This window comes from Bradyrhizobium sp. C-145, from assembly GCF_023375135.1.
GTDB lineage: Bacteria > Pseudomonadota > Alphaproteobacteria > Rhizobiales > Xanthobacteraceae > Bradyrhizobium > Bradyrhizobium zhanjiangense.
In genome coordinates this window covers 1,935,588-1,961,929 of record NZ_CP088150.1, presented here as the reverse complement: position 1 = coordinate 1,961,929, position 26,342 = coordinate 1,935,588, and the positions used below count along the sequence as shown (strand labels likewise).

Genomic DNA, 26,342 nt, shown 5'->3' with positions numbered 1-26,342 from the left:
TCGAGTTTGGGATGCCGGCCAAGTACATCATGTCGCACAACTACGCATACGTCTCCAATCCTGGCGGCGTAGCAGATGTGGCACAAAACCTATCGGTGGCCTTCAAGAATAATTTGGCCGGCTTCCACGAGGTCTTTCCCTCCGAGAGCCGCTCTAAGGCACGAACGTTTCACCGTTTCGCCAGCGAAATCACATTAGAACTTAGGCATTGGAGAAAAGACGTCGTTCTTATATTTCCTAATTATTTCGCATTTCCGCTACCCGGCTCGTCAACGCGAGACATCGTTGTCGTGCACGACCTGCAATATAAAAGCTTTCCGCAATTTCATTCTTTGCCTAAGAGATTGCTGCTGGAAGCCTCGCACAGATTAGCAAGAAGGCGAGCAGCTGGGATCGTCTTCATCAGTAAAGCGACAGAAGGGGATTTCGACCGATTTTTTGGTTTACCGCGAAAGCACAGGGTTATTCTAAATCCGGTAGCGGTACGGGATCTCGGAGCGATCGACGCTCGCCTGACTAAGGCGATTGGGTCTTCACCTTATGCAATAGCGAACTTTCACCATTATCCTCACAAGAACATCGAGAAGGTCTTGTCGTTCTTTCGCCAGATGCGGCTTCAGTATCCAGAATTGAAGCTTGTGCTGACCGGTAGACACTCACAAATTGGCTTGCTGTTGAGGCAATACGGCCTGGACGACGACTCTGTAGTAGTCAGTGGCTTTCTCCCGAAGAACATGGTGCTTCAGTTAGTTGCCAACGCGGCGTTTTTCGTTTCGTTGTCCCTGTTTGAAGGGTTCAACATGGCCGCTGCGGAGGCCGCCAAGCTCGGCCGACCACTGCTGCTGTCCAATATTACCGTACATCGGGAGCTATTTGATGATTTTGCCTTCTTTGTCGATCCTCACATTGCCGAGTTTCCACTCAGTAGTTTCAACGAATATTTAAGGGAGCATCGCTCGAAGGGGTACTGGAAATTCTCCGATGCCACCGAACCAGAGGCAGTCGCAGCGCGTTATGCTGATTTTTTTGATGAAGTATTAGCAGAACCGGAGAATCGAGCATGAGTGCAGGCTCGAACCCCTTTCCCAAGATCAACAGCTTTTCTCAAGGAAGCAGGTAGAATTGGCTTATCGAGACGCTTTCATTGCGCGGCTTCGCTTCTCCGCGCTTGTCTTGGGCCGGGCGCTCGTCTATGCGACGGGTTTCCTATATAATTTCGTCTTTTCAAAGCTGCTGTCGCCGAGTGAATTTGGGAGCTTCGCGACGGTCATGTCTGCGGCGGAACTACTCGCCGCTTTATGCACTATGGGTGGTTCACTTCTGATCTACCGATACGTTCGACGGTCGCAAGCTATTTCAGTGACTGCGATGGCCCTGATGATGATTGTGGGTACAGTCATCGCTTCGCTCATTACCATCGTTGTGAACGGCATTTCCGAACTTTACGGACAAATATTGATGAACGGACTGCTAGTGGCAGTCCCTTTGGGAGCTTCGGTATTGCTTATCAGTGGGTACCGAGGTTTAGGTCGAGTAACCATCTTCGTGATCGATCCCGCAATCCGCTACGTGCTCTACATCTCTTTGATAATCTCGGCGTATCTTTGCGTCCAGATTGACAGTTTTGGCGCTCTGGTAACCGTGTCGCTAGCCAACTTTATTTTGGCGACCGTCTATGGCGGAGTTCTTGCCTGGCAGAAACGGCTATCTACGGAAATCCCGCCGATCGAATGGAATGAGCAATGGTCAATTCTGATGACCGCCGTTGCTGGATTCATGGTACGAAAGAGTGATCTGCTTATTTTCGCTTTCGGAATTAGCTTAGCGGCGATGGGCGGACTAAAGATCGCCATTGTGCTAGCCGAAGCTCCTCTACAGTTTGTTCAGGTTCTCTACTTCCAACATGCCAGCCTCTTTGAATTTCAGTCATCACATGCTGACGCAAAGCGAAGATCAGTAGCGGTCAATCTGGCACTTACCGCTGTTGCACTGACTCTAGCCATGTACGCTGTTTCGCAAGTACTCCAGTCGACCGTCCTCGAGCAGTATCGTTTTACTTGGGCTTTGCCCTACTTGGCTGGCTACTTTCTCTGTAAGCTGATAACCATCCCACTCGATCAAGCCTATGTCATGGGAAATAAGACTCGCGAACTAATGCTGACTTACGGAATAATGGCCGGAGCCAAGCTACTGACGTTGGGAGCTGGCATTATGCTGCTCGGAGAGAATGCTGTTCTCCTCTATCCGATTGTCGGACTAGTTGAAATTTGCATTGTCGAATGCTCCACCCGTTACTCATTCGGCAAATCGTTTTTCCATTTGCTCATAGGATCGAACCCTTCCGTCAGGTTAAAGTCACTTTGATGCCCCCCCGTAGCACTCAACGCGCACGCAGTGTTTTATCTCCGTTCTCGTTGGCGGTGTTCGCAACGTCTGTCGTTGGAGCGCCATTCTTTTTGCTTTTTGGCCCCAATGCGATCACGTACTATGGCTTATTCGCGCTGTACGCATCCTCCTTAGGGATTTGGTTCATTCACGGTGATTACAGGGAGGACTTTCTTGCTCTTTCAACTATGTTTGTGTCCGTATACGTCTTGCTACCCGAACCGGCCTTATCGGACGCGCACTATTATTTCTGGGGAGCATCGTCTGAATTGAACGAACCGAATGTCCGCGTTCTCCTGCTGTGCGCGGCGTTTCTCGGAACGGGTGCTGCAACCACTCTGAGTGTACCTCCGGCTCCCCCTCGATTGCCGAAAATCCCTATCGTGGAGCTTAGAATTCTCCCCCTGCTCATGATAGCTGCCATTCTGGTGATGTTTGCTGCCGTGTTTCCAGACATATTATTCTCCAGTCGAACAGAAGCAGCCATAAGCTTGGGCGCGGCAAGACCTTTTGAAATGCTGCTACTTTTACTGCTTCCGCGTGGAGTTGCGATCGGATACTGCATTCTCTTAATGATGCGGATCTGCAGTTTGGTGAAAAACAACCGGATCCCGCTTTTTGAAATGCTTTTGCTTCTGCCCGGCTTGATCTATTTCAACCCGGTCGCTCTTTCCCGGCAGGCCCTATCTACAGGCGTGCTTGCGCTATTCTTTATCTTGTCGCGGTACCGCTTGCTTGACCGGCGATGGATCGTTGGTTTTCTTCCTTTGGCAGCGCTCTTTTTAGCACCGGCGCTTTCTAATATTACAAGGTATGAGATGCGCAATGATTGGTTTCCATTTGCCCCCGATTTCGATGTCCACCAGAACGCCGCTGTAGCGCTGCAGTTGCTGGATGCGGAAGGGTTCAGGTGGGGAAGCCATCTTCTTGCATCTCTATCCACCGTTCTTCCATCCGAGCTGAAGCTCTTTGAATCCTCTCATCTACTGGCCTCAGAGCGACTGAAAGGACTTTACGATCAGACAAATATCTCGCTACCGGCGTTTGTCGAATTTTTCATTGACTTCGGATGGATTGGCCTGTTTGCACTGACCTACCTTGTCTCTAGGGCACTCCGAGCAGTACAGACCAGGGCTTACTTCCATCGGAGATCCGATCTGTGGATCATAGGAGCTTCCTGCATTGTAGGCGGAGATTGGCTGGCTCTAAATCGCGGCCCTTTCTTAGGCAACGCACCGGTACTAATCATATTTCTAATTGGTTGGACGTTTTGCTACTGCGTTGCAGTAAAGTCGAGACAATCCAAATTATTGAAGCCGGAATCATACTCACGTCACGGCGCAGTGCCGGCCAATTAGAATATCGGAGAAACAAGAGGTGTCTCGGATTTGCTATTTGGGCCCAGATCAGCCTGGCTCATACTCTGGGTCTCCATTCTATTTTGCTTCCGCGCTTAGGTCCGCTCTGACAGAGGCGGAGCTTGGCGATTTCCATATCGTTCGGACGCCGAGGACCAGAGAGGTTCTCGCACAAGCAGTCATATGGGGAATGCTCAGGAGGTCTGACCCAAGAGTTTACAACATCTCGATCGAGTTCTTGGACAGGGTCTTGCGCAACGTACCATTTGCAGAGCGGTCCGTGTGGATATATCCTTTGCAAGCAATGCCTACCGCCCTCCTGTCATCTGATCACAAGAAGGTAAGGATTGCTCAGTTCATTGACTGCACTTTGAGCTATTTGATCGAGGGATACCGGCTTGAGAGCCGACTGTCTCGTTCTGTCCGGCGACAGCTACTCGATCGAGAGCACGAATCGTACCTACGCGCCGATGCGATCTTTTGTTTCCACGAGGGCATCCGCCAAGAAATAGTAAGCCGTCACGGAATCGCTCTCGACAAGGTACGAACAATTGGACGAGGCGTTAATATTGACAGGGCTGTCGCAGAGCCGGGCCGGCACTCATCTTCGGAGCTCTTCAAACTGATTTTTGTAGGCGCGGACGCTCATAGGAAAGGTCTCTTCGAGCTAATCGCAGCAATCGATCGTTTGGTGGAAACTCAGAGGAATCGGGTCGAACTGACCGTTATTGGCCCCCCAGCAAATAAAGTACCAAAACGACCTTACGTTCGGGCCAAAGGGTTTCTTGGCGTTGAACACCGCGAAACAGTTCTCGAGCTAATGCAAGCGGCTGATGTTGGCGTGCTGCTGTCTAGTGCTGAAGGTCTTCCAGGCTTCATTTGGGAGATGCTCTATTTGGGAAAGCCGGTTCTTGTCGCCAATCTACCGCACTATGACGATCTCCCAGCCGGTTTTCCGATCGTGCAGGTTTCACAGCCTCTCAAGCTTGATGAAGTCACCGAAACGTTGAGTAAGATGATTGACCGAACTCTCATGTCCCCTGCACCATCGATGGAACTGCGAAGCTCTCTTTCTTGGGAGGTACAAGCCAAGATAGTCAGCGATTGGATTAAATCGGCGTGCCAGTAGCGCGCTTATGCTTTGGGTGGTGGGCATCGCTGCAATGATCTCCAAATTGCCAGCAACGCTGTTATCCTGGAAAGCCGCTAATCTTGGACCGAAGTAGATTGGGGCCCAAGTTGTGACACGCGTGTCCTGGCCTTAACTGGTCCGATATAGCCAGAAAGTGCACGGTAAAGAGGCATGGCACGAACGCGGCGAAATGAAACAATCCGGGAAGTAGCTACCCCCAAATGTGCGGCGGGCGGAATGACGGAATTCAGGGCAATTAGGTTAATGCTGTTCGGTCAGCGCTCTTGGGTTAGGCGGTCATTAGATTGCAGGTCTTTTCAGGCCGAATGCATGTCGCTTGCCAGCCAATTTGATGAGGATCCGCGTCAGAGCCTCTTGACCCGGAATCTCAATAAACCTCCGAGACAAAAATGAAGCTGCAAAGGTGAGGGGGCACGCAACAATAATCGCGTGCAGTCGAGGAACGTGCTGCTGGTCCGCGAGCCAGACCAAAACCAGAGCGATGGGCAAATGAAGCAAGTAGAGGGAGTAAGAGTACTCGCCCGACTCCACGAGCCAGCGGGGAGGTTGCAAGGCAGTGATCGCCGCGCACCAAACGGAAGCAATATAGGCACCGTTGAGAAGAAAGTACGTTAAAGGAGGGATTCTCGCCCACCATTCATCGCGTCCGAAGGCGGAGTAGCCAACTGCTAGAGCCAACGCAACAAAGACGGGTACGCTGCGATAGCCAGAGACCAATCGATAGAGCATCATCCCTGCGATGAAGAGATGACCAAATTTGATCATCGTTAGGAATTCAAGCTTGAGCGCGTGAAGGTCGATGTGAGAGATCCGTACGGCATACGCCAAGACGAGCCATGCAATGGCGAAGTAGTCGATATTTCGAAGTAAGCCGAGAGCGACAACGCAGGCCATAACAAAGTAAAACAGTAACTCATATGCCAGTGTCCAATACGGAGGGATCAGGTCCTCAACCATCATGAATTTTTGCAAGAGGGTCAGATTTATCACTGCTTGGATCGGGGTGGCTGCGCCTATCGAAAAAAGAAACAGAGCCGACAGGACGACCGAGACGATGTAGGCGGGATAGATTCTGGCGACTCGTCCAATTAAGAAATGGAGACTATTGGTCGCTCTGTCGAGCGTGAGCAGTATCACGAAACCGCTGATGACGAAGAAGAGCTCAACGCCTGTCAGCCCAAGATGAAAGAAATTTCTAGCCGTGTCAGGCCATAGATTTGGCCATTGGAAATCTAACAATGCCTCGTAATGGAACGCCATAACCGCCGTCGCGGCGACGCCGCGCAAAGCGTCAATTGACCGATATCTCATTTCGCGAAACCAGCTCTATATCGCAATCATTATCACGCAATCACTGAGTTGCTTTCCCTGCCAAGGACACAGATGGCCTAAGACCGTAAATCTGCACAGATTCCAGTCGTTTCCCGAAGTCTGATGTAGACGGAAGAGCAATTATCTCGCAACGCCGTAGTGAGCGCATTCTTGCTGAAGCCAAGGCGCATATTATTAGGGCATTCGCCTAGCACTCAAATTCAGGATGCAACGTCCAGATAGACTTATTAAAGACCCGAGACGAGCTCTATTTTGCCGCCGTTTTGCGCTTGATAAGATAACTCACACGCCCGATCGGCCCTTGGCATATCCGTTGGATCGGGTCCGTCGCGCCGAAAAATTCGTTAATCGCCTTTGTGCAGCCATCCCATGTTTGATAATCGTCTATCAGAAGCACCCCCCCCTCAGCTACGCTTGTCCAAAATTTCCTAAGGCACAGAATCGTACTCTCGTACCAATCAGCATCTAGTCGAAGGACGGCTATAGGTCCAACTCTCGACATATCGAATGTTGGAAAGGTCTTATCGTAAAAGCCTTGAATGATTCGGCGATTGTATGAAGGCCCCCTGACTCGCGATATAGCCCCCTCAAATTCCTTGATCGTAGCCCTGCAATTATCGCGGTAGTGTATAGAGCTAACGTCAGCCTGATAAGCCACTGCCGCTGGTCCATCTTCCGACGTCGCGGGCGGCAAACCTTCGAAGGAATCAAAGAAGTAATATTGACGGTCGGGCCCCATTGTACTCATCAGTCCAGCAGACATGCCGCCTCGCCATGTGCCGCACTCGATAATTGCGCCGGGGACGTTGCGTGCCGCAGTCGAAGCTATCGCCAGATTCTCAATGTACTGTAGATGACCGACCATAGTAGCATTTTTAAACTTGCGATAGACAAGCTCCGCGCGCAATGCTGCGGTCGCGTATCGAATTTTATTCAAAACTTACCCCTACTTAAAATTTTCGGCTGCTAGAAAGACAAACAACAGGTCTGGCGGGAGACGGGCCGGCACTTGGGACGCGTCTGGTGTCAGATGAGGCCCGGAGCCGGAACGCACAGCGATTCCTAGGCGTCGATTAGGTTCAACCTGGTTTGTTCAGACGCTTTTCGAAAGCCCTCGCTGTAGCCCGCGGGATCTTCTTCAATAAATCCCGCGGTCCATCTTGCCTAAGCGACATCTCTGGGTGCACGATATCTAATATGCTGCCCAGTGCATCCGAGCAATTCAGCTCAGCTCCCTTTTGCTCTGTCATATAGAGCAGTGCATTCTGCTTGTACCAGAAATCAATTTTGTCACTGTACCACACCTTAGGTCTAACAAGGTCATAGGGCAGCCGCCCCTGCGAGCGAAAGAGATCCGCCCAATAACTTTGCCATTGCTCGTTGACGTGGTTATTGCCGCCTTGTCCTGGTACGGCGGCCCCGAATAGAACCACATCGGAAAGCCCACAGAGGTCTGAAATTAAGGATGGCGCCCTTCGTTCAGATAGATGCTCGGCCACTTCCATGCAGATGACGAGGTCAAATCGGTCAGTTAGTGGGATGCTCGCTTCGAGGTCGGCCAGCACTACAGGCTCGGTTATCGCCATCCTCGCGTCTTTTATCCAGGCTCCCTCAACGCCCACCACCCTTTGAGCGCCCAGTGACTTTGCAGCAGCTAGCCAAGTGCCGACGCCGCAACCGACGTCTATGACGCTCTTAGGTTTTACTATTTCGAAAACGATAGGAAGCATATTTACAGCGGACGAGAATGACGCCTCGCGCTGCCAATTGTAGAACTCTTCGCCATAAAACGTGTTGGACATGCTACTTCTCTGCAGCCCCAAAATCATACGATACTTCGATTCATGTCGTCTTAGATAAGGGCGAGCAACGATTAAGACGTGATACGGTTAATCTCGACGAGGGGCTTTATTTTCCTCAGAGAGCTGATTAGCCCGAACTTAATAGCTGCAGCCAAACGCCTCCGTTCTAGCACATCAGCCATCGATATTTTGTACCTGCCCTGAAAGTGCAATGCGAGGGGGCTAACAAGAGAGCCACTTCTTGTGCGAAACTTGAAAATTCCGTCCGAATGGACCAGTTGCTTTACACCCAATCTCATACTGAATTGATCTGGCTCAGAATGAGTAGCTAACGCAATATTGTGATCAATCGTCACACCCTGGATGATAGTGGTACTATTCAAAAAATTTGGCTTCTCACTTTGGACCCACAACGCACAAAGGGTCATGTCGGAGACGCCGGACCGGTTCGATATCTGCTGGTTAGTGGACGCTGTCGACCTAATCAGCTCCTGACCTTTGCTAGATGTGTAACACCAAACGATGAAATTGATGAACGACGCAAGGGAATCTCTCGTCCAGTAAGAGAAATGAGGGGACATTTCCATGTACGAAGATCCTCTACCGCGCTGATCCAGCGCGCTCAACATTACGTCTACCCCTCCGACATACTGGTCTATGCACGTTGTGAAGCAGGGCTGAACCAAAACGTCAGTGTCAGACAGGATGGCGTCGTTCAGACAAGAGCGGACTAAGTACTCATTTACCGCGAAATAGCGATCGAAGCACGCCAGTTCAAATGCCGGCGGGTTCGGAGACAAATGAAAATAGTTTTCTCGAAAGCGCTTATAATGGGAATGTGACCTCTCCGGACCGGACTGCACTACTTCTACGTTGGCGCTCGACCTCTTGCAGGACTCCAAGAAAGCGGCGAGATGCGGTACAACTCGACTCTCGTATGCAACTATTCTTGGCGGCATCTGTACTCCGGTCTCTGCTAATCTATCTGGCCATTTTACCTAGCGCTGCTGAATGGAGTAACGGAAGAACCGCCTTCCGCTCGTGCTGCCTAAGACCGTGTCGACCCGTTTGTACGCCTGCACATCAAACAGATTGCAATTTTCTGACCCAAAGTAGCAGACTTTGACTTTGATTGCTCTGGGGCAGTTGTTTTTTACGCTAACTATATCATCCATGATTTGCGAGTTCACGATATGGGTACGCGACATAGCCTCCACGTCTAGACAAGGTCTATTCAACGCGTCCCGAATAACGGGTGAATTAGACTTTTCAGCCGGTCCTTGGATGGTGAATCGAGAACTTGTTTCGCTACGTGCCTCGCCGCCCAGGATGGAGAGCCAAGCTGCAAGTAGAAGCGTAATGGCAGGACAGGAAACAAACCGCTGACTTGTGGTCTCAACAATCACCGCAAAAACCTTTCGTCAATTCTAATTCCAGGCACGTCAGCCTTTACACCGATCTGCGCCAATTTCCTTGCGAGCGTCTCGCGACGCGAAATATCTACGGATACCAGATTGCTAAGAAGGCGGACTCGCTCTTCCCACCCGACCCCAGTAAGGTTGGCCATTGCAATCTCGATAAACTCTGCATCGACCATCTTCGCAAATTCCGCGATGACCGAGTCTTGGGTTTTCCTTTCAAGCAGAGCGAACACGGAGAGCGCTAGTCTATTTCGACGAAGTGCAACCCACCCCTCCAGCGGTCCAGTCATATAGGACTGATGGAGATAGCTGATACATTCGCGACGGAAGCCATTCCGTGTCGTGTCGATAGAATACATCATCAGCCACAGGAAGGAATCAGTCGGATACACGGCGAGCGTCAGCTGGATCTTCCTTTCGGCTGTCTCCAATCTATGATCCGCTTCAGTCGAGCCGTTTCGTTCGAGCGCGTCCTCACCCGCCTGCAATTGGATTAGAGCTTCGGCGCGCGCGAGTTCCGGCGGCGATGGCGTCCTGACCGGTTGCGCCTGCATTCGATTCAAAATCTCCGCCAAAGCTCCCGGTCTAAACCTAACCTGTTTGAGAACTTGCTCGGAAACTGTTCGGGCTGCCGCCGTCAGCCAGAACGAAGGAAAGACCGAAACGGACCAAAGCACGCTGGCAAGGCCAAGCAAGCAGATCGACGTCCGCAATACTCTCCGCTGCATCTAGATCAACTCGATTTGAGCCTGCGCTACTCCACATATCCATATCGGGCATAGTATTTTTGATAGTAGTAGCGACCGTGATACGACTCATAGCGCGACAGCAGCCTAGTGTCGGCCTTGTTCAAAACGATGCCCAAAAGCTTGTCCTGAATTTCCGGCGCGTTGCGCAAGTTATGCCGTACCACGTCAATCTTGGTCTTGCCCCATTCGACGACAAATACATAGGAATCGACAAAAGGTGATGTGACGCGGACGTCCACGACCGGCGCCATTGGCGGCATGTCAAGAACGACATAATCGTATTTCGAGCGTAGCAGCGCTACGAGGTCGCGCATCTGCTTAGAGGCGAGGATCTCGTTAGTATGCAGCAACTTCGAGGTGGTACCTGCGGGCAGGATCGCGAGTTGGGTTTGTGGATCGACCGTGATGACATCCTGGAGCTGCGCCTGTTGAGCGACGACATCGACAAGGCCTCTTTGCGTATCCGTCATCAGCAGGGCACGCGACAGCGAGGGATTGCGCAAATCGGCGTCGACCAGAATCACCCGGGCGCCGCCGTGGGCGATGAGCTGCGCCAGATTGGTTGAAAGCGTACTCTTTCCCTCGTTGGGCAGGGTCGAAGTCACTGCCAAGACCCGGTTCTCGCGCACGATCGAATTGAGATCGACCGCCACCTTCAGTGAACGCACCGCTTCTGAGAAGCGCGACAAGGGATTGTCCACCACGTAGCGTAACAGATCCGACTGAGGATTATTCTTCCTCCTGCCGAGCTTCCCTGGAAGCGTCGGACCTAGGCCTGGCCCGCGTAGAGTCGGCAGGATAGCCAGGCAATTGGCGCCGAGTTGCTCCTCGACTTGGACCGTGGTGCGAAAAACCTTGTCAATGAGCTCGCGCGCGATCGCGATTCCCAAGCTGAGCATCAAACCGCCGAGTAGCGCCGCAGCCAGGATCATCAAGCTTTTGGGAGAGCTCTTGATCAGCGGAGTGGTCGCCGCGCTGATCACACGCGCCTCGGTTATTGGGAACGACTGCTGCTGCACGCTTTCCATATAGCGCTGCAAGAAATTGTCATACATCGCCTGATAGGACTGCGCGTTGCTCTCGAGCTCGCGCAGCTGCACCTGGGCCTGATTGGTGAGCTGCGATTCCGAGACCACGTTGGCGAGGCTCGACTTGATCGCCTCTTCCCGAGTCATCGCGATGTCGTAGTCGCTCTTGTAGGATTCCTGGATGCGCCTAAGCTCATCCTGAATGTTCTTCCTGATCTCGGCCATTTGGGTGCGCAGATTGACCGCAGCTAGATGATCGCGACCATATTTGGTGGACCAGATCGATTCCTTCGAGGCCATATCAACATATTGCCCGCGCAGCTTGACGATAGTGTCGTTCTTCAGCGCGTCGGTTATGTTGGCATCCGGAATGTCTTGCTTGACGATCTCATTCATGCGATCGAGCCGAGCCTTCGCCTCGGCAGTGGCCGCATGCGCCAGGATGAGTTGGCTGTTGACCTCCGCAAGCTGCTGCTCATTCATCAGCCGCCCGCCGGCGTCGACGATATTGTTGGCGGCCTTGAAATCTACGACTGCCTTCTGCGCGGCGGAAGCCTGGGTGCGCAATTCCCTGATGCGATCTTGCAACCACACGCTGGCGCGGCGCGTCGCCTGGTATTTTGCCTCGAGCTGGTCGACAATATAGGCGTCGGCGATCGCGTTCGCGATCTTAGCAGCCTTCGCTGGATCCGGCGAAGTGTAGCCAATTTCCATCACATAGGTCAGCCCAACCCTTTTGATGATGCGACTCCTCTCAAGGTGCTGCAGCGCCTTGCGCGTCAATTCAAATTCGGAAGGCGCGTTGCCGGAAGAAAAGAAGCCGACAAACGTGCCCATGATCGCGCCAAACAGGCCGCCTCCGTTGGCGATGAATTCCGGATCTTCCGTGAGATGTAGGTCGCGGATCACCGCGAGGCTGATGTTCTCGGATTTCAGGATCTCGACCTGGGTTTCAACAGTGGCGGAATCGATCGCGATATCGCCGAGCACGGATTGCTGCTGGAATAGCTGCACCTTGCGGGTGTCGATCACCATCGAAGCGGTGGAGGTGAATTGCGGCGCGGCGGTGAAGAGATAGAGCAGCGCCAGGATCACGCAGCTCGAGACGATCGCGACCATGGTCGGGAACTGGCGGCGGACGATGTCGAGATAAGAGGTCAGCGTCTGCGACGGAGAGCCGTCGGCCTCGGCGAAATCACGGTTGATCTCCGAGGTCGGCTTGTTCACCTGCAACATCTAGGAATTCCTGAAAATGAATCGATTAGCTTAAAGATTGGAAGTCTACCAATAGGCCCGCGGCATCCGGAGGAACAAATCCGATCCGTAAAGCTCACCTACGTCCAAGACTAACACAATATCATCTGCAATTGAATGTCATTGATGCAGCGCAACCATCCCAACTCGCAACCAATTAATGTGAACCTTAACAAGCTAAAAGCAAAGCGGCGCCGACGGCGCCGCTGTTATGATGAAGGAAGCTCGTGCCTTTCGCTGATTACCGCGGGCTGACGCTGTTCGTTGTACTTCCAACCGAACCACTGGCGGTACCCGTGCCATTGTTTGCAGTCGTATTGCTGCCGAACGTAGAGCCACCGCCGCCATTGCCGCCGGTCGCAAATCCGCTCGTTCCCGTCGGGCCGCCCGCGCCAGTACCGCCGCCACCCGCGCCGCCTGTTGCAGCAGTCGCAACGTCGCCAGTCGCGGCCTGATAGGCGGCGATCACATCGGGATTTCCGGTGCCGGCGATCGCGGTCTGGATCTCATTGCCATAGGCCTGGTCCTGCTGCGCCGCCATGCGAGCCACCTGCGCGAGACCGGCCACGATCGCACGCATCTGGTCCTTGCTCGTCGCGGGATCCTTCAGAAGCGCGATCAGGCCCGGGAGCGTGGTCGGATCGGAGGCGCCGAGGTCGCGCACGCGCGAGATCAGCTGCGGGCCGCCGGTCGGATATTGCTGCAACAAGCTGTTGGGCGAGGCCTTGAACTCGGAAATGATTTGGGCCGGCAGTTGGCGCTGCGGCGGATAAACGGCGGCACTTGCGACTGAGGTGATCGTCGCGGTGAGGGCCGCGGCGGCAGCCATGCGAAGCGCAATCTTGATAACGCTCATAAATAGACCTCCAAAAAAATCAGCTGCCCCGCTTTGCTTCCTCGGCCCCGGGGCAAATGGCTGTGCAGCGCGGAACCTATCCGAAGAGAAATGAGCTGTCCATTTATTCTAAAGACTTCGTAAACAGCGCAACTGCTTCAAATCTAGATACTTTCATGAAGCTGAGGCATTCGCCGCGCGGTTGTGTCAGCGGTTGAGGTGCGGCCCTCGCCTCGCTCGCGGGTAGCGACGGCATCGCTTGCGGAGCGGCCCTCCCGGGTCGAGAAGGACTGCGCCAGGCCCGCGCCGAAAAGCGCAAAGAATGGAATGCTGTAGCCGGGCACCTGGAGCGTGAAGTCGAGGCACGAATGCAGCAGCGACAGCGTGGCGGTGGCCGCGGCCGCCAGCGGGATGATGGCGTCGCGCCGTCGCCCGAACACGCCCTTGGCCAGAACCAGCAGCATGATCCCCCAGGCGGCCGCAACCAGGAGCGCCATCGGAATGCCCACCTCGGAGGCAAGCTCCAGCGGCGTCGAATGCGCGGCATCCCAGATGCCGCGAATCGAGATGTTGGGACTGCGATAGGGCGGGAAGGCCCATTGGAAGGTGCCCATGCCGGTGCCGAACAGGGGATTATCGGCGATGATTCGAAGCGTCGATTTCCACGCCTCGATGCGGCCCTCGTCGACCAGGCCCTGGCTGTCGAACCGGCTCGAGACGCGGCCGCCCAGGAGCTGTAAGAGGCCGAGCGCGACGGCGAGGCCGGAGCCGAGCGAGATCCAGATGCCGGTGCGTCGCGGCAGATCCTTCCGGAGGAACAGCGTGAACGCGACGATCATCGCGAGCAGCGACAGGCCGACGCCGGCGCGCGATCCCGTCATGAACATCGCCATCAGGCAGATCAGGAGACATGTGAGCTGCGGCAGGATTTCTTTTGGAGGGATCGTGCGCAGATCGAGCGACAGGCGTCGCCATTCGATATGCCGCTCCGGCAGGCGGCGGCGGACATCTTCCAGGATCAGCAGCATCCAGATCACCGCGCAGGAGCCGAAATAGGCCGCCGCCGTGTTGCGGTTGATAAAGGTGCCGGTGACGCTGCCGAGATAGGCCGTCTTGTCCCGCCACAGGATCATGGTCGGCTCGATCAGGAACGAGAGCACGCCATAGAGCGCGTAAGCCGCGCCCGAGATCGCGATCACCCACAGCATGCAGCGCGCGCGCTCGCGATCGGCCCCGACGGTGATGCCGAGGACGATGGCGAGGATGTTGGCGAGCGGCGCGCCGAGCGCGAAGAACGCCTCGTTCTTCACGATGGAAGCGGACGGGGCGATCGGCACGCCGAGCAGATCCGACGCCTGCTTCCAGATCGGCTGGAATGGCGCGACCCAGGGATGATCGGATAGCTGCTCATGCAGCACGAACGCGTAGGCGGCAACGATCACGGCGATGCCGGCGAGCAGCCATAGATGCGGCCTTCGCAGCTCGCGCGTCGGCGCGAAGATCACCGCGATTCCCAAGCACAGGCACCAGAACGCGATCGACAGATCGTTGGTCGAGCCGAACGGAAACGGTGCGCTGGCGACCACGAAGAACAGGATGAAGGTCGCGGGCAGGCTCCACGACCAGCGAATCCTGGACCAGCTTATGTTGGGAGGCCAAATGCGCATCGTCGTTCTGGAGCGAGCTTTGCTTTAGCTTTTAGACGAAGCAATCAATCGGATAGATCTTCAGATCAACGTTGAGGCGGCTGTTCCGGGTCTGCGCCCGGAAGGCGTAGAATAGCCCAAGACTATCACTCCCCGGCTTGAGTTTTATTCCGGGGGTTAACTCATCCGGTGGGACCAAAAGGCCGATGTGCCGGTTGATGGCGGAAATCTCGATCCGCCCCTCCCCCTCGCCGAACCGACCCTCAAGCCGGGTGACGGTGACCTTGGGCAGGCCGCGGCGCTGATGACAGACATCCTCCTCCCAGAGCTTGGTCTGTTGGACCAGCGGCTTGCCCGAGCCATCGGGGACGACGATCTCCGGTAAAGACGGGCGCAGCATCCCGAAAAATCGGCTCTCTTTGGAGTTCGCCGACAGCCGGACTGTGAACGAGAGCTCGCCCTTTTCCCCGCGAAGACGCGACAAGATCGGCGCATCGGGTTCGGCGGAGACTATCACGTCGATGCGATGGCGAACGCCGAGCTCCCCTGCAGCAGCAAGGGCCTGCCCGAACGGTCCAAGTCCGACGGCAGCAGGGACGAGAGCCAGAAGACGCCAGAATGCTCGAAAGCGCATGAAGCCCCTTGCAACACTGCGGGATGACCGATGGCCGGCGCGACGTGCTCAGTGGCGCCTTGATCCAAATCCCGAAATCGTAGCCGCAGCAGAACCGCTTCGGTTGCTAAACGAAAATGGCACCGGGACAAAGCCCCGGTGCCATCGGTTTTGGTCGATCAAGTCGGCGTCTTACGGCGCCGTCTTGATGTTGTTGCGGAAGATCAGGACATCGTTGGAGAGGTTCACGGCATCGCTGCCGGTCGCCATGATCACGCGCAGGTAGTTCAGGAACTTGGCAACTTCGACGTTGCGCGAGTTCGAAACGTAGATGATGTCCTGGTTCTTCATCATGACCTTGGTGGCGAGGAAGAAGCCACCCGGATCGCGGAAATTGACCGCGAAGATGACCGGGATCGTCTCTGACGTGTACTTGCTCACGTCGATGCCGAGCTGGGCGGCAACCTCGCGCGGCTCGCGGCGGTAGAGATACACGGCAGCCGGATCGGCCTGGCCATCCAAGAGACCACCGGCCTTGCCGACGGCTTCGCCGAGGTTGATGCGCCAGGCATCGAAATTGAACTCGCCGCTCTGGCCGCTGGCGCCGAACGCCAGGAACTTCTGCTGCTCGCGATAGACATAGATGCTGTCGTCGGGGCGAACATAGATGTTGTTCTCGGGCGTCATCACGAGATTTTCGAACGGCACGGTTGCCCGCCGTCCGCCACGCTCCAGCATGACCCAGGTCTCGAAGCCCTGACCCTTGATACCGCCGGCGCGGGTGATCGCGTCGAGCACGCGATCCTTCGCACCCGCCGCGCTCGCCGGATAACGCGCCGGCGAGTTGACTTCGCCGAGCACGCTGATGAGCTGGGTTCGCTGCGAGGACATCGCAACCACAACCTGCGGCTCGATGGCGCGGTTGGATATCTTTTCAACGATGGCTCGCTGAATCTGAACCGCTGTGAGGCCCGCCGCCTTGACCTGACCGGCATAGGGCACGGTGATGAAGCCGTCATTGTCGACCGATTGATCCGGGATCGTCACGAAGTTACCCGGACGGACGCCGGCTTCCGCCGGGATGAACAGACCACCGGCGGCAGCTTCGAAGATAGTAACGCTGACGACGTCGCCGATGCCGAACACGATGCTGGCCGGCGGCCGCTTGTCCGTGAAGGCCCCCGCGAGCCCCTTGGGCTCGTGGGTGTGCAGGATCTTCACCGTAGCGGGGTTGATCGGCACCAGCTCGTAAGCAGGCGCGTTTTCTGTCTGGATCTTGTTGTTGACGTCATCTGTCAACGGACCCGAGCCGGGATTGGTCGAGCAGGCCCCGAGCGCTAAAGCGACCAGCAAGAACGCAGGCTTGAACACATAGGTCTTGGCAATAGATTGCATGAATCGCGCCCGAGAGGTCCCCAATTGATGTAAATTGGTACGGCCTAGGGGGCGGTGCGACAAGGGTTCCCGGTGGTTAATGGTGCGATCCGTCCGCCACTGTTGCGTGCGGGCCACTCTTTGGGGCGTAGTTTAACCCTTTGTGACCATTTGTTGTGTTTGGTGTGCCCGGTCGCCAAACAAATCGCCTAAGGCGAGGGCGTGGTGTGTCCAGGACAAGGCTCCTTCCCTCTTTATATTAAGATCAAGAATCCCCGTGTCTGGCCTCCTTCTAATCCCGCTGCTGGCAGGTTCCCTCCTTGGCGCCGCTGATCGCCCATTGGACGGTACAATACCTTGCGCTGACAGCGCCCGATCCACCTGCCACGACCCGGCTGTTGTTGAGGTCGCCACCTCCGCCTCCTCCTCCGTCTGGAAATTCAGCCGGACCCAAGGGACGAAGGACGGCGAGAGCTTCGCCGCGATCATGAAGACGGCGGACACCAGCCAATCCGATCCGGACTTCGCCGGCCTGATCGTCCGTTGCGCGCCGAAGGGCAAGATCGACGTGTTGGTGGCCTTGATCCGGCCTTTCCCACCGCGGAGCCATCCTAGGGTCACGATCGCTGCGGCCGGCGGCGGCACCTTGACCTTTTATGCCAGCATGGCGGCCGCGGGGGCCGCCGTGCTCTTGCCCGATGAGGTCTCGGCCTTTGCCGCCGGAAAGTGGCAGACGACCCCCTCACTGTCCGTTGCCGTCGAGGAAAGCGACAGCGAGATCAAAGGTACGGTGGCCCTAAACGGACTGCGGGAGGCCTATCATTCGCTGCTGGCAAATTGCAGCCAATAGGCCAAATTTAGCCATACAACTTAAGGGTCTTTTTAGCGGGGGAACCTAGGGTCCGGAGCACGGAGAGTGTTTCGGATGACCGCGTTTTTGATTTTCAGCTTTCTCGTAGGTGCCGTGCTGGGCCAACGCTTTCGCGTCCTGGTGCTCCTGCCGTTGACCTTCGTCATGGTGCTCGCCGCGATTCCGGTCGGCTTGATGGTCGATCTCACCGTGGTTGAGAGCCTGAAAGACGTGATGTTCGCCGCCATTGCCCTCCAGGGCGGCTATCTCTTTGGATCAGGGGCGCGCTTTGGCCTTGCTGCCGCGCGTGCCAGACGCGTGTTCGCCCGCCCAGTCAAGACGGCTCGCTGATTTACGCCGACTGACACTGCGATGGACCTTCGCGGGCGCGCGAAGGCTGAAGGTCAAGCTGTTGTCCTGATAGACGTCTGTTTGAAAACCCATCGCCCGCTTGTATGGTGACCTGACCGTTTCAGGATTCCCTTCGAGCGCGCCGTTTGTCCTTCGCTTATTTTGCCCTCATCGTTTCAATCGTCTCAGCTTCTGCTCTCGAAATTGCCGGCGCCAGGGTCGGTGCGCAGCTCGGGACGATGGCCGCAGCGCTGAGCTTGCTGGCGGCCGCTTCGGCCGCGCGGAAGGCCGACTACGACCATTATGTGCGCGCGGCCGCCTGGGGCCGGTGGATCCTGCTCGCCATTCCGCTGTGCATCGCGGCCCAACTCGTCCCTCTTCCGCTGAGCTGGGCGCATCCGATCTGGGCCAGCGCTCACGACGTCCTCGGTGGCCTGTCGCTCGGGCCGATCACGGCCGATACCGGCTTGACGGTGAACGCGCTGCTGCTGGCACTCGCGGCGATCTCATTGCTCGGCGTCACCATCCTGGTGGTCCGCAACCGCGGCCGTGCCGAGCTGGTTCTCTTCGTGCTCAGCGGAGTGACCGCGGTCTCCGCCTTGACCTTGGACTTGCATCGGCTGTCGCCGGCCGTTGCGGCAGCCGCGCCCTCTGACTTCACCACGACTTTGGCCGGCTTCGGCCTCATGCTCAATTTAGCGGTCATGCAGCTCGCTGCTGAACGGGCCGAAACGCATCACTCGGTCCTTCGCTCGATCGCGATCGGCCTTTGCGGCCTTGTCGGAGCCTCGGCCAGCGCAGCCGCGATCTTTGGGTTTTCCGGAACGAACAGCGCGATCGCAGCGGCCTTTGGTGTTATGCTGATCCTGCTGATCCTCGTCATCCGGAGGCTCGACCTCTCGCCGTTGGCCGCGGGCGCATTGTCGGCGGCAGCTCTGATCGGCGCGACCATCATCCTGACCTTCCTCTTCGAGAAGAGCTCTGGGCCGATCCTCATGCGGCTCGTCCCGGATGCGGGAGGCGAGACGAAGGCCGCCCTCGAGCGGATGTTGGCCGACACACGCTGGTTCGGCGCGGGGGCAGGAAGCTTTTCGGCCGTCGCGAAGATCTATCAGAGCGAGGCTGGCACGACTTTGGCTGCGCCCTCGGCGGCCATCGCCGTCTTTGCGGATACGGGATGGATCGGTTTGACCGCCATGATGGCAGTAAGCCTGATCGCTCTGGTGCGCCTGTTCTTCGGCGCGCTCCAGCGCGGACGCGACTCGTTCTTCCCAGCGGCGACCGCGGCCTGCGTTCTCTTTGCACTCGTCCAGAGCTTCGCCGGTCCGGGACTGCTGCGCCCGGCAGCAATCCTGTGTCTTTCGGTGATCGTGGGACTGGGGCTGTCGCAGAGCGTCAGCCAATCCTCATCACGATAGAACGCCGATCATCAGACGGCGCGATCGCCGAGTGACGCCCAGTAGTTCGGGTTCTTGGGTGACTGGATGCGGACCCAGCGATAGGGCTTCTTCGACCACGGTAGGATGTGACCGGAGAGATTGTCCAGCACGAGATCGCCGGAGAAGGTGCGCACCACGACCACGAGATGATGCTCGCCCCAGGTGGTCACGACCTCGCTGAGCAGCACCGAGCGCGCCGGAAAGCCCTTGGCGATCAAATCGTGGCGTTTTGTCACAGCGTAGTCGTTGCAGTCGCCGCTCGCCGGATGCAGCAGCCATTTCTCGCCGCGCAGCCCCTCCAGGTTGGCCTCGGGACGGATCGCGGTGTTGATCCTTTGGTTAACCTCTTGCATCTGCGCCAGCCGTTCGGCCGTAAGCTTCAGACGACCGCCCCTGAACACGATCTGCTGCGGCCGCGGCCTGCACTCGTCCTTGTACTTCAGGCAAAAGATGGTGAACGCCATCGGTGCCAGAGTCGGCTGATCGAACTTGATGTACTGGATGGCACCGCGCAACCCCAAGGGCGCGCCGACGAAGGCGGCTTCCGCTCTCTGCTGCACCCCCGCAGTAACGACGATTGCGGCCACGGCCGCCAGGAACTTTACAACTTTGCGCATGTCGCGCTCCCCTTCTTGTAGGAAAGGACGCTACGCGAGACCTCTTGAAATACGGCTCAAAGGCCACGCGATCCTTTAATCAAAATGCGGGCGCGTTGGTTGCAAACAATTAAGAATATCGATGTGTGACTGGTTCTGCTAAGAGCGGTCACGACGCTCGTGACGCTGGATGCGATTCGACCGACCTGATGGGCCTTTCCTCACGCTTTCGAAAGAAGACCAAGCCTCGGCTACCCGACGGCGTTCGCGTCTATGCGATCGGCGACGTGCATGGCCGCGCCGATTTGCTTCAATCGCTGTTAACCGTGATCGACGCCGATCTTGCCCGCTCGGCTCCCCAACGAGCCATCCAGGTGTTTCTCGGTGACTATGTCGACCGCGGCCCGGACTCGCGCGCCGTTCTTGATCTCTTGATCGCGCGCTCGAAATCACACGAGACGGTTTGTCTGAAGGGCAACCACGAAGTCTTCCTGCTCGAGGTCCTCAGGGACCCCGCCCGCTTGCAGGAGTGGCGCCACTATGGGGGCCTCCTGACGCTGGTCTCCTATGGCATCAGGCCGACCATGAATCCGTCCGCGGAGCAGCAGGTCGAGCTGATCGAGGAATTGAAGCGCGCGCTCCCGCCCGAGCATCTCGCCTTCCTCCAGCAACTGCCGTCCTCCTTCACGTGCGGCGATTTCTTTTTCGTTCACGCCGGCGTCAAGCCAGGCATCGCGCTCGATCGCCAAAAGGATGAGGATCTGCTCTGGATCCGCGAGGAATTCCTGGCCTCCGAGGAGCGCTTCGGCAAATATATCGTTCACGGTCACACGCCGGTCAGCGCGCCCGATATTCGACCAAACCGCATCAACATCGACACCGGCGCCTACGCGACCGGCAACTTGACGCTGTTGACGATCCAAGGCGATAGTCTGCTCGCAATTTGAGGGCTCTGGCTGAACCTCGGTCCCGTCGTCGGCTCGCGCTCACAGGCCTCGTCAATTCCACCATGAATCGCATGATCCCGCTTCGTGTCATCGGCATCTTGACCGCAATCGTGCTGGCGCTTCACACCGGCATGGCGTTCTACGGCGATCTCATACGGCCGAACTTTCGTGCGAGCGACTTGTTCTCGGGCGAGATTCCGCCCGACAAGGCCAAGCTGGCGGCAGCCGGTGGCCTTGCATCCTTTTCATGGGATGGCGAGTTGCTTGCGAATTACGCGGCAGCGATGGCCGCTGACTTCCTTCACCGCCCCTCCATCGACGCGGGCGGCAGGGCCAGCGAGAACAAGGCAGCTCAAGGTGCCGTCGTGGCCGCCTTGAAACTATCACCGATCAGGCCCGCGCTATGGCTCACGCTCGGCACGCTACAGGCTCAGGCCGGCGAGGCGGTAACGCCTGCGGTGAAGATGTCTTACTTGACCGGATCGGTGCCGATCGACGTTGCCTTCTCTCGCGTTCAGACCGTGACGTCGAGCGCGGCCGCGACCGATGAAGAGATCAAGCTCCTGGCGCAGTCCGACATCCGGTCGGCGCTGGCCAATCGCTCTCGTTACGAGCCCCTGCTGATCGCGGCCTACGTGCAGGCGACGCCGCAAGGCAAGTCGCTGCTGCTCGAGACCACGAAAGTGACCGACCCCAAATTCAACGAGATTATGCGGCGATACTGAACCCGTGCGAGCTTCGTTGCTATCGCTCCTGGGCTGCCGCGAATTCCTCAGCGCACCGATTTCGGGTTGACCGGCACAAAGTCGTGATCGCGGCGCGGTTGCTCGGATCGCCCCTGGTAGACGAACATGCCTTTCTTGGTCGCGACGATGTCGCCTCGTTGCAAGCTGTCGTCGTTGAGGAGACGTTCGGACGCGACAAGGTCCGGATCTTCCGGAATCGGCTTGTAGAGCTCTGGATGCTCGCGCCGCTCGCGTGAGACCTCCTTGGCGCGGCGCCGCGCGTCCTCGATCCGCTGCCGCCATTCGTCGCGCGTGATCTCCGGCTCGCTTGGCGGAAGATAGTCGTTGATCGAGGGCTCCGGTTCGGTCTGAGCGAGACACAAGGACGGACAGGCAAGACTAAGGCCGAGCAACCGGCAACGATGATGACCGCCTGAGGCAGCTTCCCAAACCGCTTTTCACAGTGGCCACGTCGACCCGTTCGCACGCTAATGACTCCAGGCAGAGCGACAAGGACTGCCATTGACCAATTTCCTCATCTCCAGTTTTTCAGTCTATACCTTTGCCGATTGCAAGAAAGCCAATTCGCGGGGCAACCTTTCCACTTAGCTCGCGGGGATTTCAGCACCTGGGGGCCTTCGGGGGCCGTCCTATCAAAAAATTGAAAAACAACCCCATGCACAGTAGCCGGCACCAGTCGGATCAATGGGTTACGCCTTTTCCGAAATTCGGATTGACTCGTCGGGCAAAACAGGGGCAGGATGGCATGATCCGGAAAGAGGCCGACGGATGATTGATGTATCTGAGATCCGCGTCATTTGATCGGCTTGAGGGCAAACGCTCTGTTCTAAGACCTCGTTAGGTCATTGCTGTTAACTTCGGCACGCGCTGGTGGAGTTGCCGAGAATGCGTGCAAGACCGTTATTGCTGTTAAGTATTGCCGTCGCGGCTTCCTTCATGTCTGGCCTGACGGCGCACGCCAGTCCCGTCTGCATCAAGGAGCGGACGCCGTTTGCCTTTTCGGAAGATTCAGTGAGATGGACCATGTCGATCGCGCCTGGGGCAGATTGCATCCAGGGACTGCGTTGGTCGTATATGCAGATTTTCAACGTGTCGGTCGTGAGCGGACCATCATGGGGACAATTGGCGGTGGTCGGGTCCGGCTTCCGCTATTCGGCAGGAAACGAAACGCCCGGCGCCGACAAGTTCACGCTGGTGATCTCGGGCAAGGGCCGTCATCATCGCGAGACATCGATCCTGGAGGTCGAGGTAAACCCGCAATAGCTGTCTCACGACGCCACCGAAAGGTGCAGGCAGGGCTAACGACGGCTCGACCCGCTGCCCCGGGTTCTGTTCCCGTGATAGGGGTGAGCGTGTCCGCCCCTCGTCACGGGAGGCTCGATTCGACTCGGAATATTTGGCGTCGCTGTGGACGGCGAGGGCTGCGACGGGTTGACGATGATCACGTTGCGATTGGGCGTCGACGGATCGTTGACGCCCTGGGCCCAGGCGCCGGCAGGCACGACAAGCGCGAGTGTGATCAAGACTAAGCGTTTCATGCGAGATCTCCCGAGCAAGAACGTCAGGGAGGCGAACACCGTTCCTTCACGGCTGCTTCACGGTTCCTTGCGTGACCTCACCGAGGCACGGCAATCAGCTTGCCATCCCGCCAGACGCCTTGGACCGCCCTTCCGGCAGGAAGGCTCCCCGTCACATTTCGGACGGCGGTCGGCCGCGACGCGGCCTGGATGGTCTGCGCCTTTTTCGTGGGCGTTGTGATGATGCTGGAGCTGGTGGTGTTGGCCTGATCCTTGACCCCTTGCGCCGAAGCGGGCTGAACCAGGAACGCCAAAAATGTGATTGCTGTCAAAATGCCGCGCATCGTCAAACACCGGAAAGAGGAGCTGGGCGAAATGTCACAGGTTTTTGCCCAAAAGCAAGCTCTTCGAGACATGTGCGCGCAGGATCGAGGGATCCGGGGATGAAAAAGCCTAGCGAAACAGCTGTATCCGGGGTAGTTGATCGGCCTTGATGACCGAGCCCGGCGACACTGCAGCCAACGCGGACGAGATCAAGGCTGGACTTGTCCGCCTGTTATCAGGGCGGATCCGCGAAATCTCCGACGACCCCGGGCAGATGCGGGACGTCGTTTACGAATTGGCCCGCATCAGGCTGCTGGAACAATTCAACCACGCCGATGCGCGGGAGGCGCGCGCGCTCCAGCAAGTGCTCGAACGCGCCATCCGGGAGGTCGAACGGTCCTTTGAGCGAAGCGAGCCGTCCTCACCGGCAAGGGCAGCCGCCACTGTCGTGGCGAATTCTCCGCCGGACAACGCCCCTGCTCCGCCGCCCATTCCGACGCCGCCGGCTATGGCTTCGCCAGCCCCTTCGAAGGCCGCGGAAACGCCACGCGGACCCGCGGCACCGTCAAGATCGCTGGACCAACTCAAACGGAGCGGCGTCTTCAAATCTCTCGTTCGATTGACCGCCATCCTCCTGGTCATTGCGGGTGTCGGGGCCGCGGCTGCCTATTGGTCGCGATTGAGGACACAACCGACCACATTGTCGCAGGTGGCGCTGCCGCTCGAGCGCGCACCCAAAGGCCCGGAATCTCAGCCGGCCGTCACTCCGACTCCCTCGGTGGGCGAAACCGTTGAACGGACCCCGAATAAGGAGCCGACGCAAGCTGCACAGCCGTCGATGCCTTTGCCGACGACGTTCGGCGTCTACGCCTTGAGCGAGGGCCAGCTCCATGAGCTCAAGCCGGTGCCCGGAAAGATTCCGGACCGGCGCGTCGCGATCTCGGCAGCCATCAACACGCCGAGCGCAACCACATTGATGGGCGGCGACGTCAGATTCATCGTGTTCAGGCCCGACGGGGGTGTCGATGCGAGCGGAACCGAAGTTCGGGTGGTCGCGAAAGTCTCCCGGGCGATGGGCGTCGATGCCACCGGGAAAGCCGCCATGGTCAGCGCCGGCGATTCCTGGGTCATCCGCAGCATGTCGTACCCCTACAAGGTAGGTCCGGTCGAAGACCAGTCGAGAATGCTGTTGCTCCAACCGGAGCAAGACGGCTTTACGCTCGCCCCCGGTCGCTACGTCGTGGTGGTCAAGGGCATGGGCTACGACTTCACGGTCGCCGGAACGGTCACTGATCCCAATCAATGCGTCGAACGCATCAATGCGGCGAACGGCGCGTTCTACTCGCCCTGTCCGCCGCCCCGACGCTAAAGCGCGATGAGATCAGGATGTATCGTCATCGCGCTTTAGGTTGTTGTTTGAGCATGATCTTTTCGGAAAATCGCGGCGCACTTTTCCGGATCATGCTTTAAAGCATGATCGGTTCTGATTGAATCAGAACCGAAGCTCTAGATTCTTGTTTTGACGCGTTTTCTTCACGCGAACCGGTATCCGCTTCGCTCGAAAACGCTCCGGCCGTAGCCACCCTGTTCTTATTTCGCCGGCTTGTTGTCCTTTGGCGCGTCCGCCGGCATGTCGTCGACCTTGCCATTGTTGGCAACGCATTTTTGGAAGTATTCGCGCTTATCCTTGGCCGTTCCCTTGGTGCTCCCGGCCGCGGGGTTGCCGATCTGTTTGGGCGGAAAGGCCTTGGCCATCGCCGCATCGCATGCGCGGGCCACTTCCGCCGTGATGGCCGAAGCCGTCGCCGGCGCGGCCAGCGTCAAAGCGCATGCCAATCCAACCAACGTCCTCAAATTCTTGACTGGCACCTCTTTCGCTCCTTCAATCCGTGAATGGCCGCCGAACCATATCAAAAAGGCTCGAAGCGCCCAACGGCAAAGCAGCGCCGAATTGTCACGCGGTCTGCCCTGCCTGCCGCAGGGCTATCGGAAATGACTCTTGGTGGCGGCCTGCGCGCACACGCCTCGTCCTTCGAGACGGCGCTTACGCGCCTCCTCAGGATGACGCTAATCGGCGTCAGCCCCGTTGAAACTGCTGCCGCGCATTCCGTCCTCATCCTGAGGAGCCCGCCTAGAGCGGGCGTCTCGAAGGATGGCCGCAGAGCGCGCAGCAAGATCCGCGATACTAGCTGTCGAGCTGCGGCGGCTTGAAATCCGGAAAGCGCGTGAGCATTGCGGTCTTGACGAACTTCAAGTGCGCGATGGTGCTTGCCAATTCCTTGAGCCGTCGCTGGCCATTCGAGATGTCGGCCGCAAAGAGATCCTGATGATAATTGTCGAGCGGCTCCCGCTCGAGATACTCATCGGTGCCGTTTCCGAAGGTGACGGATGCACGTGCGAGAGCATCGTCAACACGCCGGTTGAGGCCGGCCTGCTCCCTCTCCGCCTCCTGCAATGCTGTTTCGATCGCCGCCAGCACGGCACCGATCCGCGCGCGGTCGGTCTCTGCGTCACGCTCGACGGAGCGGGCTTTAAAACCTTTGTCCTCACGGCGGGAGCCGAGAAGATTGTGTGCGCGCGCTCTCAGGAACAGCTGAAACATTTGGGCCATCCCACATTCGA

The 26,342-nt window shown here is 57.2% G+C and carries 25 protein-coding genes; 12 read left to right on the top strand and 13 right to left on the bottom strand.

What is annotated here, in order from left to right; genetic code table 11:
• The first annotated feature begins 11 nt into the window (after positions 1 to 11).
• From LRP30_RS09135 to LRP30_RS09120, 4 genes are all read left to right on the top strand, one after another.
• Complete coding sequence (locus tag LRP30_RS09135; protein WP_249760094.1) at positions 12 to 1,064, top strand: glycosyltransferase; 1,053 nt, start codon at positions 12 to 14, stop codon at positions 1,062 to 1,064.
• 58 nt (positions 1,065 to 1,122) lie between these two features.
• Positions 1,123 to 2,364: a hypothetical protein gene (locus LRP30_RS09130; RefSeq protein WP_249760093.1), complete on the top strand. Its 1,242-nt coding sequence runs from the start codon at positions 1,123 to 1,125 to the stop codon at positions 2,362 to 2,364.
• A gap of 290 nt (positions 2,365 to 2,654) precedes the next feature.
• Positions 2,655 to 3,743, top strand: coding sequence for a hypothetical protein (locus tag LRP30_RS09125; protein WP_249760092.1), 1,089 nt, complete (start codon positions 2,655 to 2,657; stop codon positions 3,741 to 3,743).
• Positions 3,744 to 3,993: 250 nt separating this feature from the next.
• Complete coding sequence (locus tag LRP30_RS09120) at positions 3,994 to 4,872, top strand: glycosyltransferase family 4 protein (RefSeq protein WP_249760091.1); 879 nt, start codon at positions 3,994 to 3,996, stop codon at positions 4,870 to 4,872.
• A 303-nt stretch (positions 4,873 to 5,175) separates the two neighbouring features.
• Here LRP30_RS09120 and LRP30_RS09115 read toward each other — a convergent pair whose 3' ends face one another.
• The 8 genes from LRP30_RS09115 to LRP30_RS09080 form a co-directional block, all read right to left on the bottom strand.
• Complete coding sequence (locus LRP30_RS09115; RefSeq protein ID WP_249760090.1) at positions 5,176 to 6,207, bottom strand: acyltransferase; 1,032 nt, start codon at positions 6,205 to 6,207, stop codon at positions 5,176 to 5,178.
• 1,100 nt (positions 6,208 to 7,307) lie between these two features.
• Entirely contained in the window at positions 7,308 to 8,030 is a 723-nt protein-coding gene (locus LRP30_RS09110) for a class I SAM-dependent methyltransferase (RefSeq protein WP_249760089.1), read from the bottom strand.
• Positions 8,031 to 9,432: 1,402 nt separating this feature from the next.
• The gene (locus LRP30_RS09105) at positions 9,433 to 10,146 is read right to left on the bottom strand and encodes a hypothetical protein (protein ID WP_249760088.1); all 714 of its coding nucleotides are present in this window, start codon (positions 10,144 to 10,146) and stop codon (positions 9,433 to 9,435) included.
• 59 nt (positions 10,147 to 10,205) lie between these two features.
• Entirely contained in the window at positions 10,206 to 12,464 is a 2,259-nt protein-coding gene (locus LRP30_RS09100) for a polysaccharide biosynthesis tyrosine autokinase (protein WP_249760087.1), read from the bottom strand.
• 259 nt (positions 12,465 to 12,723) lie between these two features.
• Positions 12,724 to 13,338, bottom strand: a complete 615-nt coding sequence (locus tag LRP30_RS09095) for a hypothetical protein (RefSeq protein WP_249760086.1) — start codon at positions 13,336 to 13,338, stop codon at positions 12,724 to 12,726.
• A gap of 143 nt (positions 13,339 to 13,481) precedes the next feature.
• Positions 13,482 to 14,984 (bottom strand): O-antigen ligase family protein, encoded by a 1,503-nt coding sequence (locus LRP30_RS09090; RefSeq protein WP_249760085.1) that lies wholly within the window; start codon positions 14,982 to 14,984, stop codon positions 13,482 to 13,484.
• A 31-nt stretch (positions 14,985 to 15,015) separates the two neighbouring features.
• Complete coding sequence (locus tag LRP30_RS09085) at positions 15,016 to 15,597, bottom strand: hypothetical protein (RefSeq protein WP_249760084.1); 582 nt, start codon at positions 15,595 to 15,597, stop codon at positions 15,016 to 15,018.
• A gap of 171 nt (positions 15,598 to 15,768) precedes the next feature.
• Positions 15,769 to 16,971: a polysaccharide biosynthesis/export family protein gene (locus LRP30_RS09080; RefSeq protein WP_249760083.1), complete on the bottom strand. Its 1,203-nt coding sequence runs from the start codon at positions 16,969 to 16,971 to the stop codon at positions 15,769 to 15,771.
• 466 nt (positions 16,972 to 17,437) lie between these two features.
• Between LRP30_RS09080 and LRP30_RS09075 the strand changes: the two genes are divergently transcribed.
• From LRP30_RS09075 to LRP30_RS09065, 3 genes are all read left to right on the top strand, one after another.
• Positions 17,438 to 17,800, top strand: a complete 363-nt coding sequence (locus LRP30_RS09075) for a hypothetical protein (protein ID WP_249760082.1) — start codon at positions 17,438 to 17,440, stop codon at positions 17,798 to 17,800.
• 75 nt (positions 17,801 to 17,875) lie between these two features.
• Positions 17,876 to 18,151 (top strand): hypothetical protein, encoded by a 276-nt coding sequence (locus tag LRP30_RS09070; protein WP_249760081.1) that lies wholly within the window; start codon positions 17,876 to 17,878, stop codon positions 18,149 to 18,151.
• Positions 18,152 to 18,390: 239 nt separating this feature from the next.
• Positions 18,391 to 19,569, top strand: coding sequence for a hypothetical protein (locus tag LRP30_RS09065; RefSeq protein WP_249760080.1), 1,179 nt, complete (start codon positions 18,391 to 18,393; stop codon positions 19,567 to 19,569).
• 11 nt (positions 19,570 to 19,580) lie between these two features.
• Here LRP30_RS09065 and LRP30_RS09060 read toward each other — a convergent pair whose 3' ends face one another.
• The gene (locus tag LRP30_RS09060; protein ID WP_249760079.1) at positions 19,581 to 20,207 is read right to left on the bottom strand and encodes a transglutaminase-like cysteine peptidase; all 627 of its coding nucleotides are present in this window, start codon (positions 20,205 to 20,207) and stop codon (positions 19,581 to 19,583) included.
• 188 nt (positions 20,208 to 20,395) lie between these two features.
• Between LRP30_RS09060 and LRP30_RS09055 the strand changes: the two genes are divergently transcribed.
• Both LRP30_RS09055 and LRP30_RS09050 read left to right on the top strand, forming a co-directional pair.
• A complete protein-coding gene (locus LRP30_RS09055; RefSeq protein ID WP_249760078.1) occupies positions 20,396 to 21,133 on the top strand; it encodes a metallophosphoesterase family protein in 738 nt (245 codons plus the stop codon).
• Between the two features lie 62 nt (positions 21,134 to 21,195).
• Positions 21,196 to 21,858: a hypothetical protein gene (locus LRP30_RS09050; protein ID WP_249760077.1), complete on the top strand. Its 663-nt coding sequence runs from the start codon at positions 21,196 to 21,198 to the stop codon at positions 21,856 to 21,858.
• Between the two features lie 47 nt (positions 21,859 to 21,905).
• On the opposite strand, the gene LRP30_RS09045 is transcribed toward LRP30_RS09050, so the two are convergent.
• Positions 21,906 to 22,271 (bottom strand): hypothetical protein, encoded by a 366-nt coding sequence (locus tag LRP30_RS09045; protein ID WP_249760076.1) that lies wholly within the window; start codon positions 22,269 to 22,271, stop codon positions 21,906 to 21,908.
• A gap of 631 nt (positions 22,272 to 22,902) precedes the next feature.
• Here LRP30_RS09045 and LRP30_RS09040 point away from each other — a divergent pair.
• A complete protein-coding gene (locus LRP30_RS09040) occupies positions 22,903 to 23,142 on the top strand; it encodes a hypothetical protein (RefSeq protein WP_249760075.1) in 240 nt (79 codons plus the stop codon).
• A 352-nt stretch (positions 23,143 to 23,494) separates the two neighbouring features.
• On the opposite strand, the gene LRP30_RS09035 is transcribed toward LRP30_RS09040, so the two are convergent.
• Entirely contained in the window at positions 23,495 to 23,740 is a 246-nt protein-coding gene (locus LRP30_RS09035; RefSeq protein ID WP_128935769.1) for a hypothetical protein, read from the bottom strand.
• 149 nt (positions 23,741 to 23,889) lie between these two features.
• Between LRP30_RS09035 and LRP30_RS09030 the strand changes: the two genes are divergently transcribed.
• On the top strand, positions 23,890 to 25,089 hold the full coding sequence (locus LRP30_RS09030; protein ID WP_249760074.1) for a hypothetical protein: 1,200 nt from the start codon (positions 23,890 to 23,892) through the stop codon (positions 25,087 to 25,089).
• A 221-nt stretch (positions 25,090 to 25,310) separates the two neighbouring features.
• Here the strand turns inward: LRP30_RS09030 and LRP30_RS09025 are convergent, their stop codons facing one another.
• Positions 25,311 to 25,475 (bottom strand): hypothetical protein, encoded by a 165-nt coding sequence (locus LRP30_RS09025; protein WP_249760073.1) that lies wholly within the window; start codon positions 25,473 to 25,475, stop codon positions 25,311 to 25,313.
• On the opposite strand from LRP30_RS09025, the gene LRP30_RS09020 reads away from it, so the two are divergent.
• Entirely contained in the window at positions 25,468 to 25,716 is a 249-nt protein-coding gene (locus LRP30_RS09020; protein WP_164940317.1) for a hypothetical protein, read from the top strand. The genes LRP30_RS09025 and LRP30_RS09020 overlap by 8 nt on opposite strands.
• Positions 25,717 to 25,905: 189 nt before the next feature.
• Here the strand turns inward: LRP30_RS09020 and LRP30_RS09015 are convergent, their stop codons facing one another.
• A complete protein-coding gene (locus LRP30_RS09015) occupies positions 25,906 to 26,322 on the bottom strand; it encodes a hypothetical protein (RefSeq protein WP_128935771.1) in 417 nt (138 codons plus the stop codon).
• Between the last annotated feature and the right edge of the window lie 20 nt (positions 26,323 to 26,342).

What these genes read in the sequence shown, in the direction of transcription:
- LRP30_RS09025 (WP_249760073.1), bottom strand. Translation starts at nt 25,475, where the DNA reads ATGGCCAAGGCCTTTCCGCCCAAACAGATCGGCAACCCCGCGGCCGGG.
- LRP30_RS09085 (WP_249760084.1), bottom strand. Translation starts at nt 15,597, where the DNA reads ATGCGCTTTCGAGCATTCTGGCGTCTTCTGGCTCTCGTCCCTGCTGCC.
- LRP30_RS09090 (WP_249760085.1), bottom strand. Translation starts at nt 14,984, where the DNA reads ATGCGCATTTGGCCTCCCAACATAAGCTGGTCCAGGATTCGCTGGTCG.
- LRP30_RS09070 (WP_249760081.1), top strand. Translation starts at nt 17,876, where the DNA reads ATGACCGCGTTTTTGATTTTCAGCTTTCTCGTAGGTGCCGTGCTGGGC.
- LRP30_RS09050 (WP_249760077.1), top strand. Translation starts at nt 21,196, where the DNA reads ATGAATCGCATGATCCCGCTTCGTGTCATCGGCATCTTGACCGCAATC.
- LRP30_RS09100 (WP_249760087.1), bottom strand. Translation starts at nt 12,464, where the DNA reads ATGTTGCAGGTGAACAAGCCGACCTCGGAGATCAACCGTGATTTCGCC.
- LRP30_RS09040 (WP_249760075.1), top strand. Translation starts at nt 22,903, where the DNA reads ATGTCGATCGCGCCTGGGGCAGATTGCATCCAGGGACTGCGTTGGTCG.
- LRP30_RS09055 (WP_249760078.1), top strand. Translation starts at nt 20,396, where the DNA reads ATGGGCCTTTCCTCACGCTTTCGAAAGAAGACCAAGCCTCGGCTACCC.
- LRP30_RS09060 (WP_249760079.1), bottom strand. Translation starts at nt 20,207, where the DNA reads ATGCGCAAAGTTGTAAAGTTCCTGGCGGCCGTGGCCGCAATCGTCGTT.
- LRP30_RS09110 (WP_249760089.1), bottom strand. Translation starts at nt 8,030, where the DNA reads ATGTCCAACACGTTTTATGGCGAAGAGTTCTACAATTGGCAGCGCGAG.
- LRP30_RS09035 (WP_128935769.1), bottom strand. Translation starts at nt 23,740, where the DNA reads ATGCGCGGCATTTTGACAGCAATCACATTTTTGGCGTTCCTGGTTCAG.
- LRP30_RS09135 (WP_249760094.1), top strand. Translation starts at nt 12, where the DNA reads ATGCCGGCCAAGTACATCATGTCGCACAACTACGCATACGTCTCCAAT.
- LRP30_RS09065 (WP_249760080.1), top strand. Translation starts at nt 18,391, where the DNA reads ATGGCCGCAGCGCTGAGCTTGCTGGCGGCCGCTTCGGCCGCGCGGAAG.
- LRP30_RS09075 (WP_249760082.1), top strand. Translation starts at nt 17,438, where the DNA reads ATGAAGACGGCGGACACCAGCCAATCCGATCCGGACTTCGCCGGCCTG.
- LRP30_RS09080 (WP_249760083.1), bottom strand. Translation starts at nt 16,971, where the DNA reads ATGCAATCTATTGCCAAGACCTATGTGTTCAAGCCTGCGTTCTTGCTG.
- LRP30_RS09030 (WP_249760074.1), top strand. Translation starts at nt 23,890, where the DNA reads ATGACCGAGCCCGGCGACACTGCAGCCAACGCGGACGAGATCAAGGCT.
- LRP30_RS09015 (WP_128935771.1), bottom strand. Translation starts at nt 26,322, where the DNA reads ATGTTTCAGCTGTTCCTGAGAGCGCGCGCACACAATCTTCTCGGCTCC.
- LRP30_RS09115 (WP_249760090.1), bottom strand. Translation starts at nt 6,207, where the DNA reads ATGAGATATCGGTCAATTGACGCTTTGCGCGGCGTCGCCGCGACGGCG.
- LRP30_RS09095 (WP_249760086.1), bottom strand. Translation starts at nt 13,338, where the DNA reads ATGAGCGTTATCAAGATTGCGCTTCGCATGGCTGCCGCCGCGGCCCTC.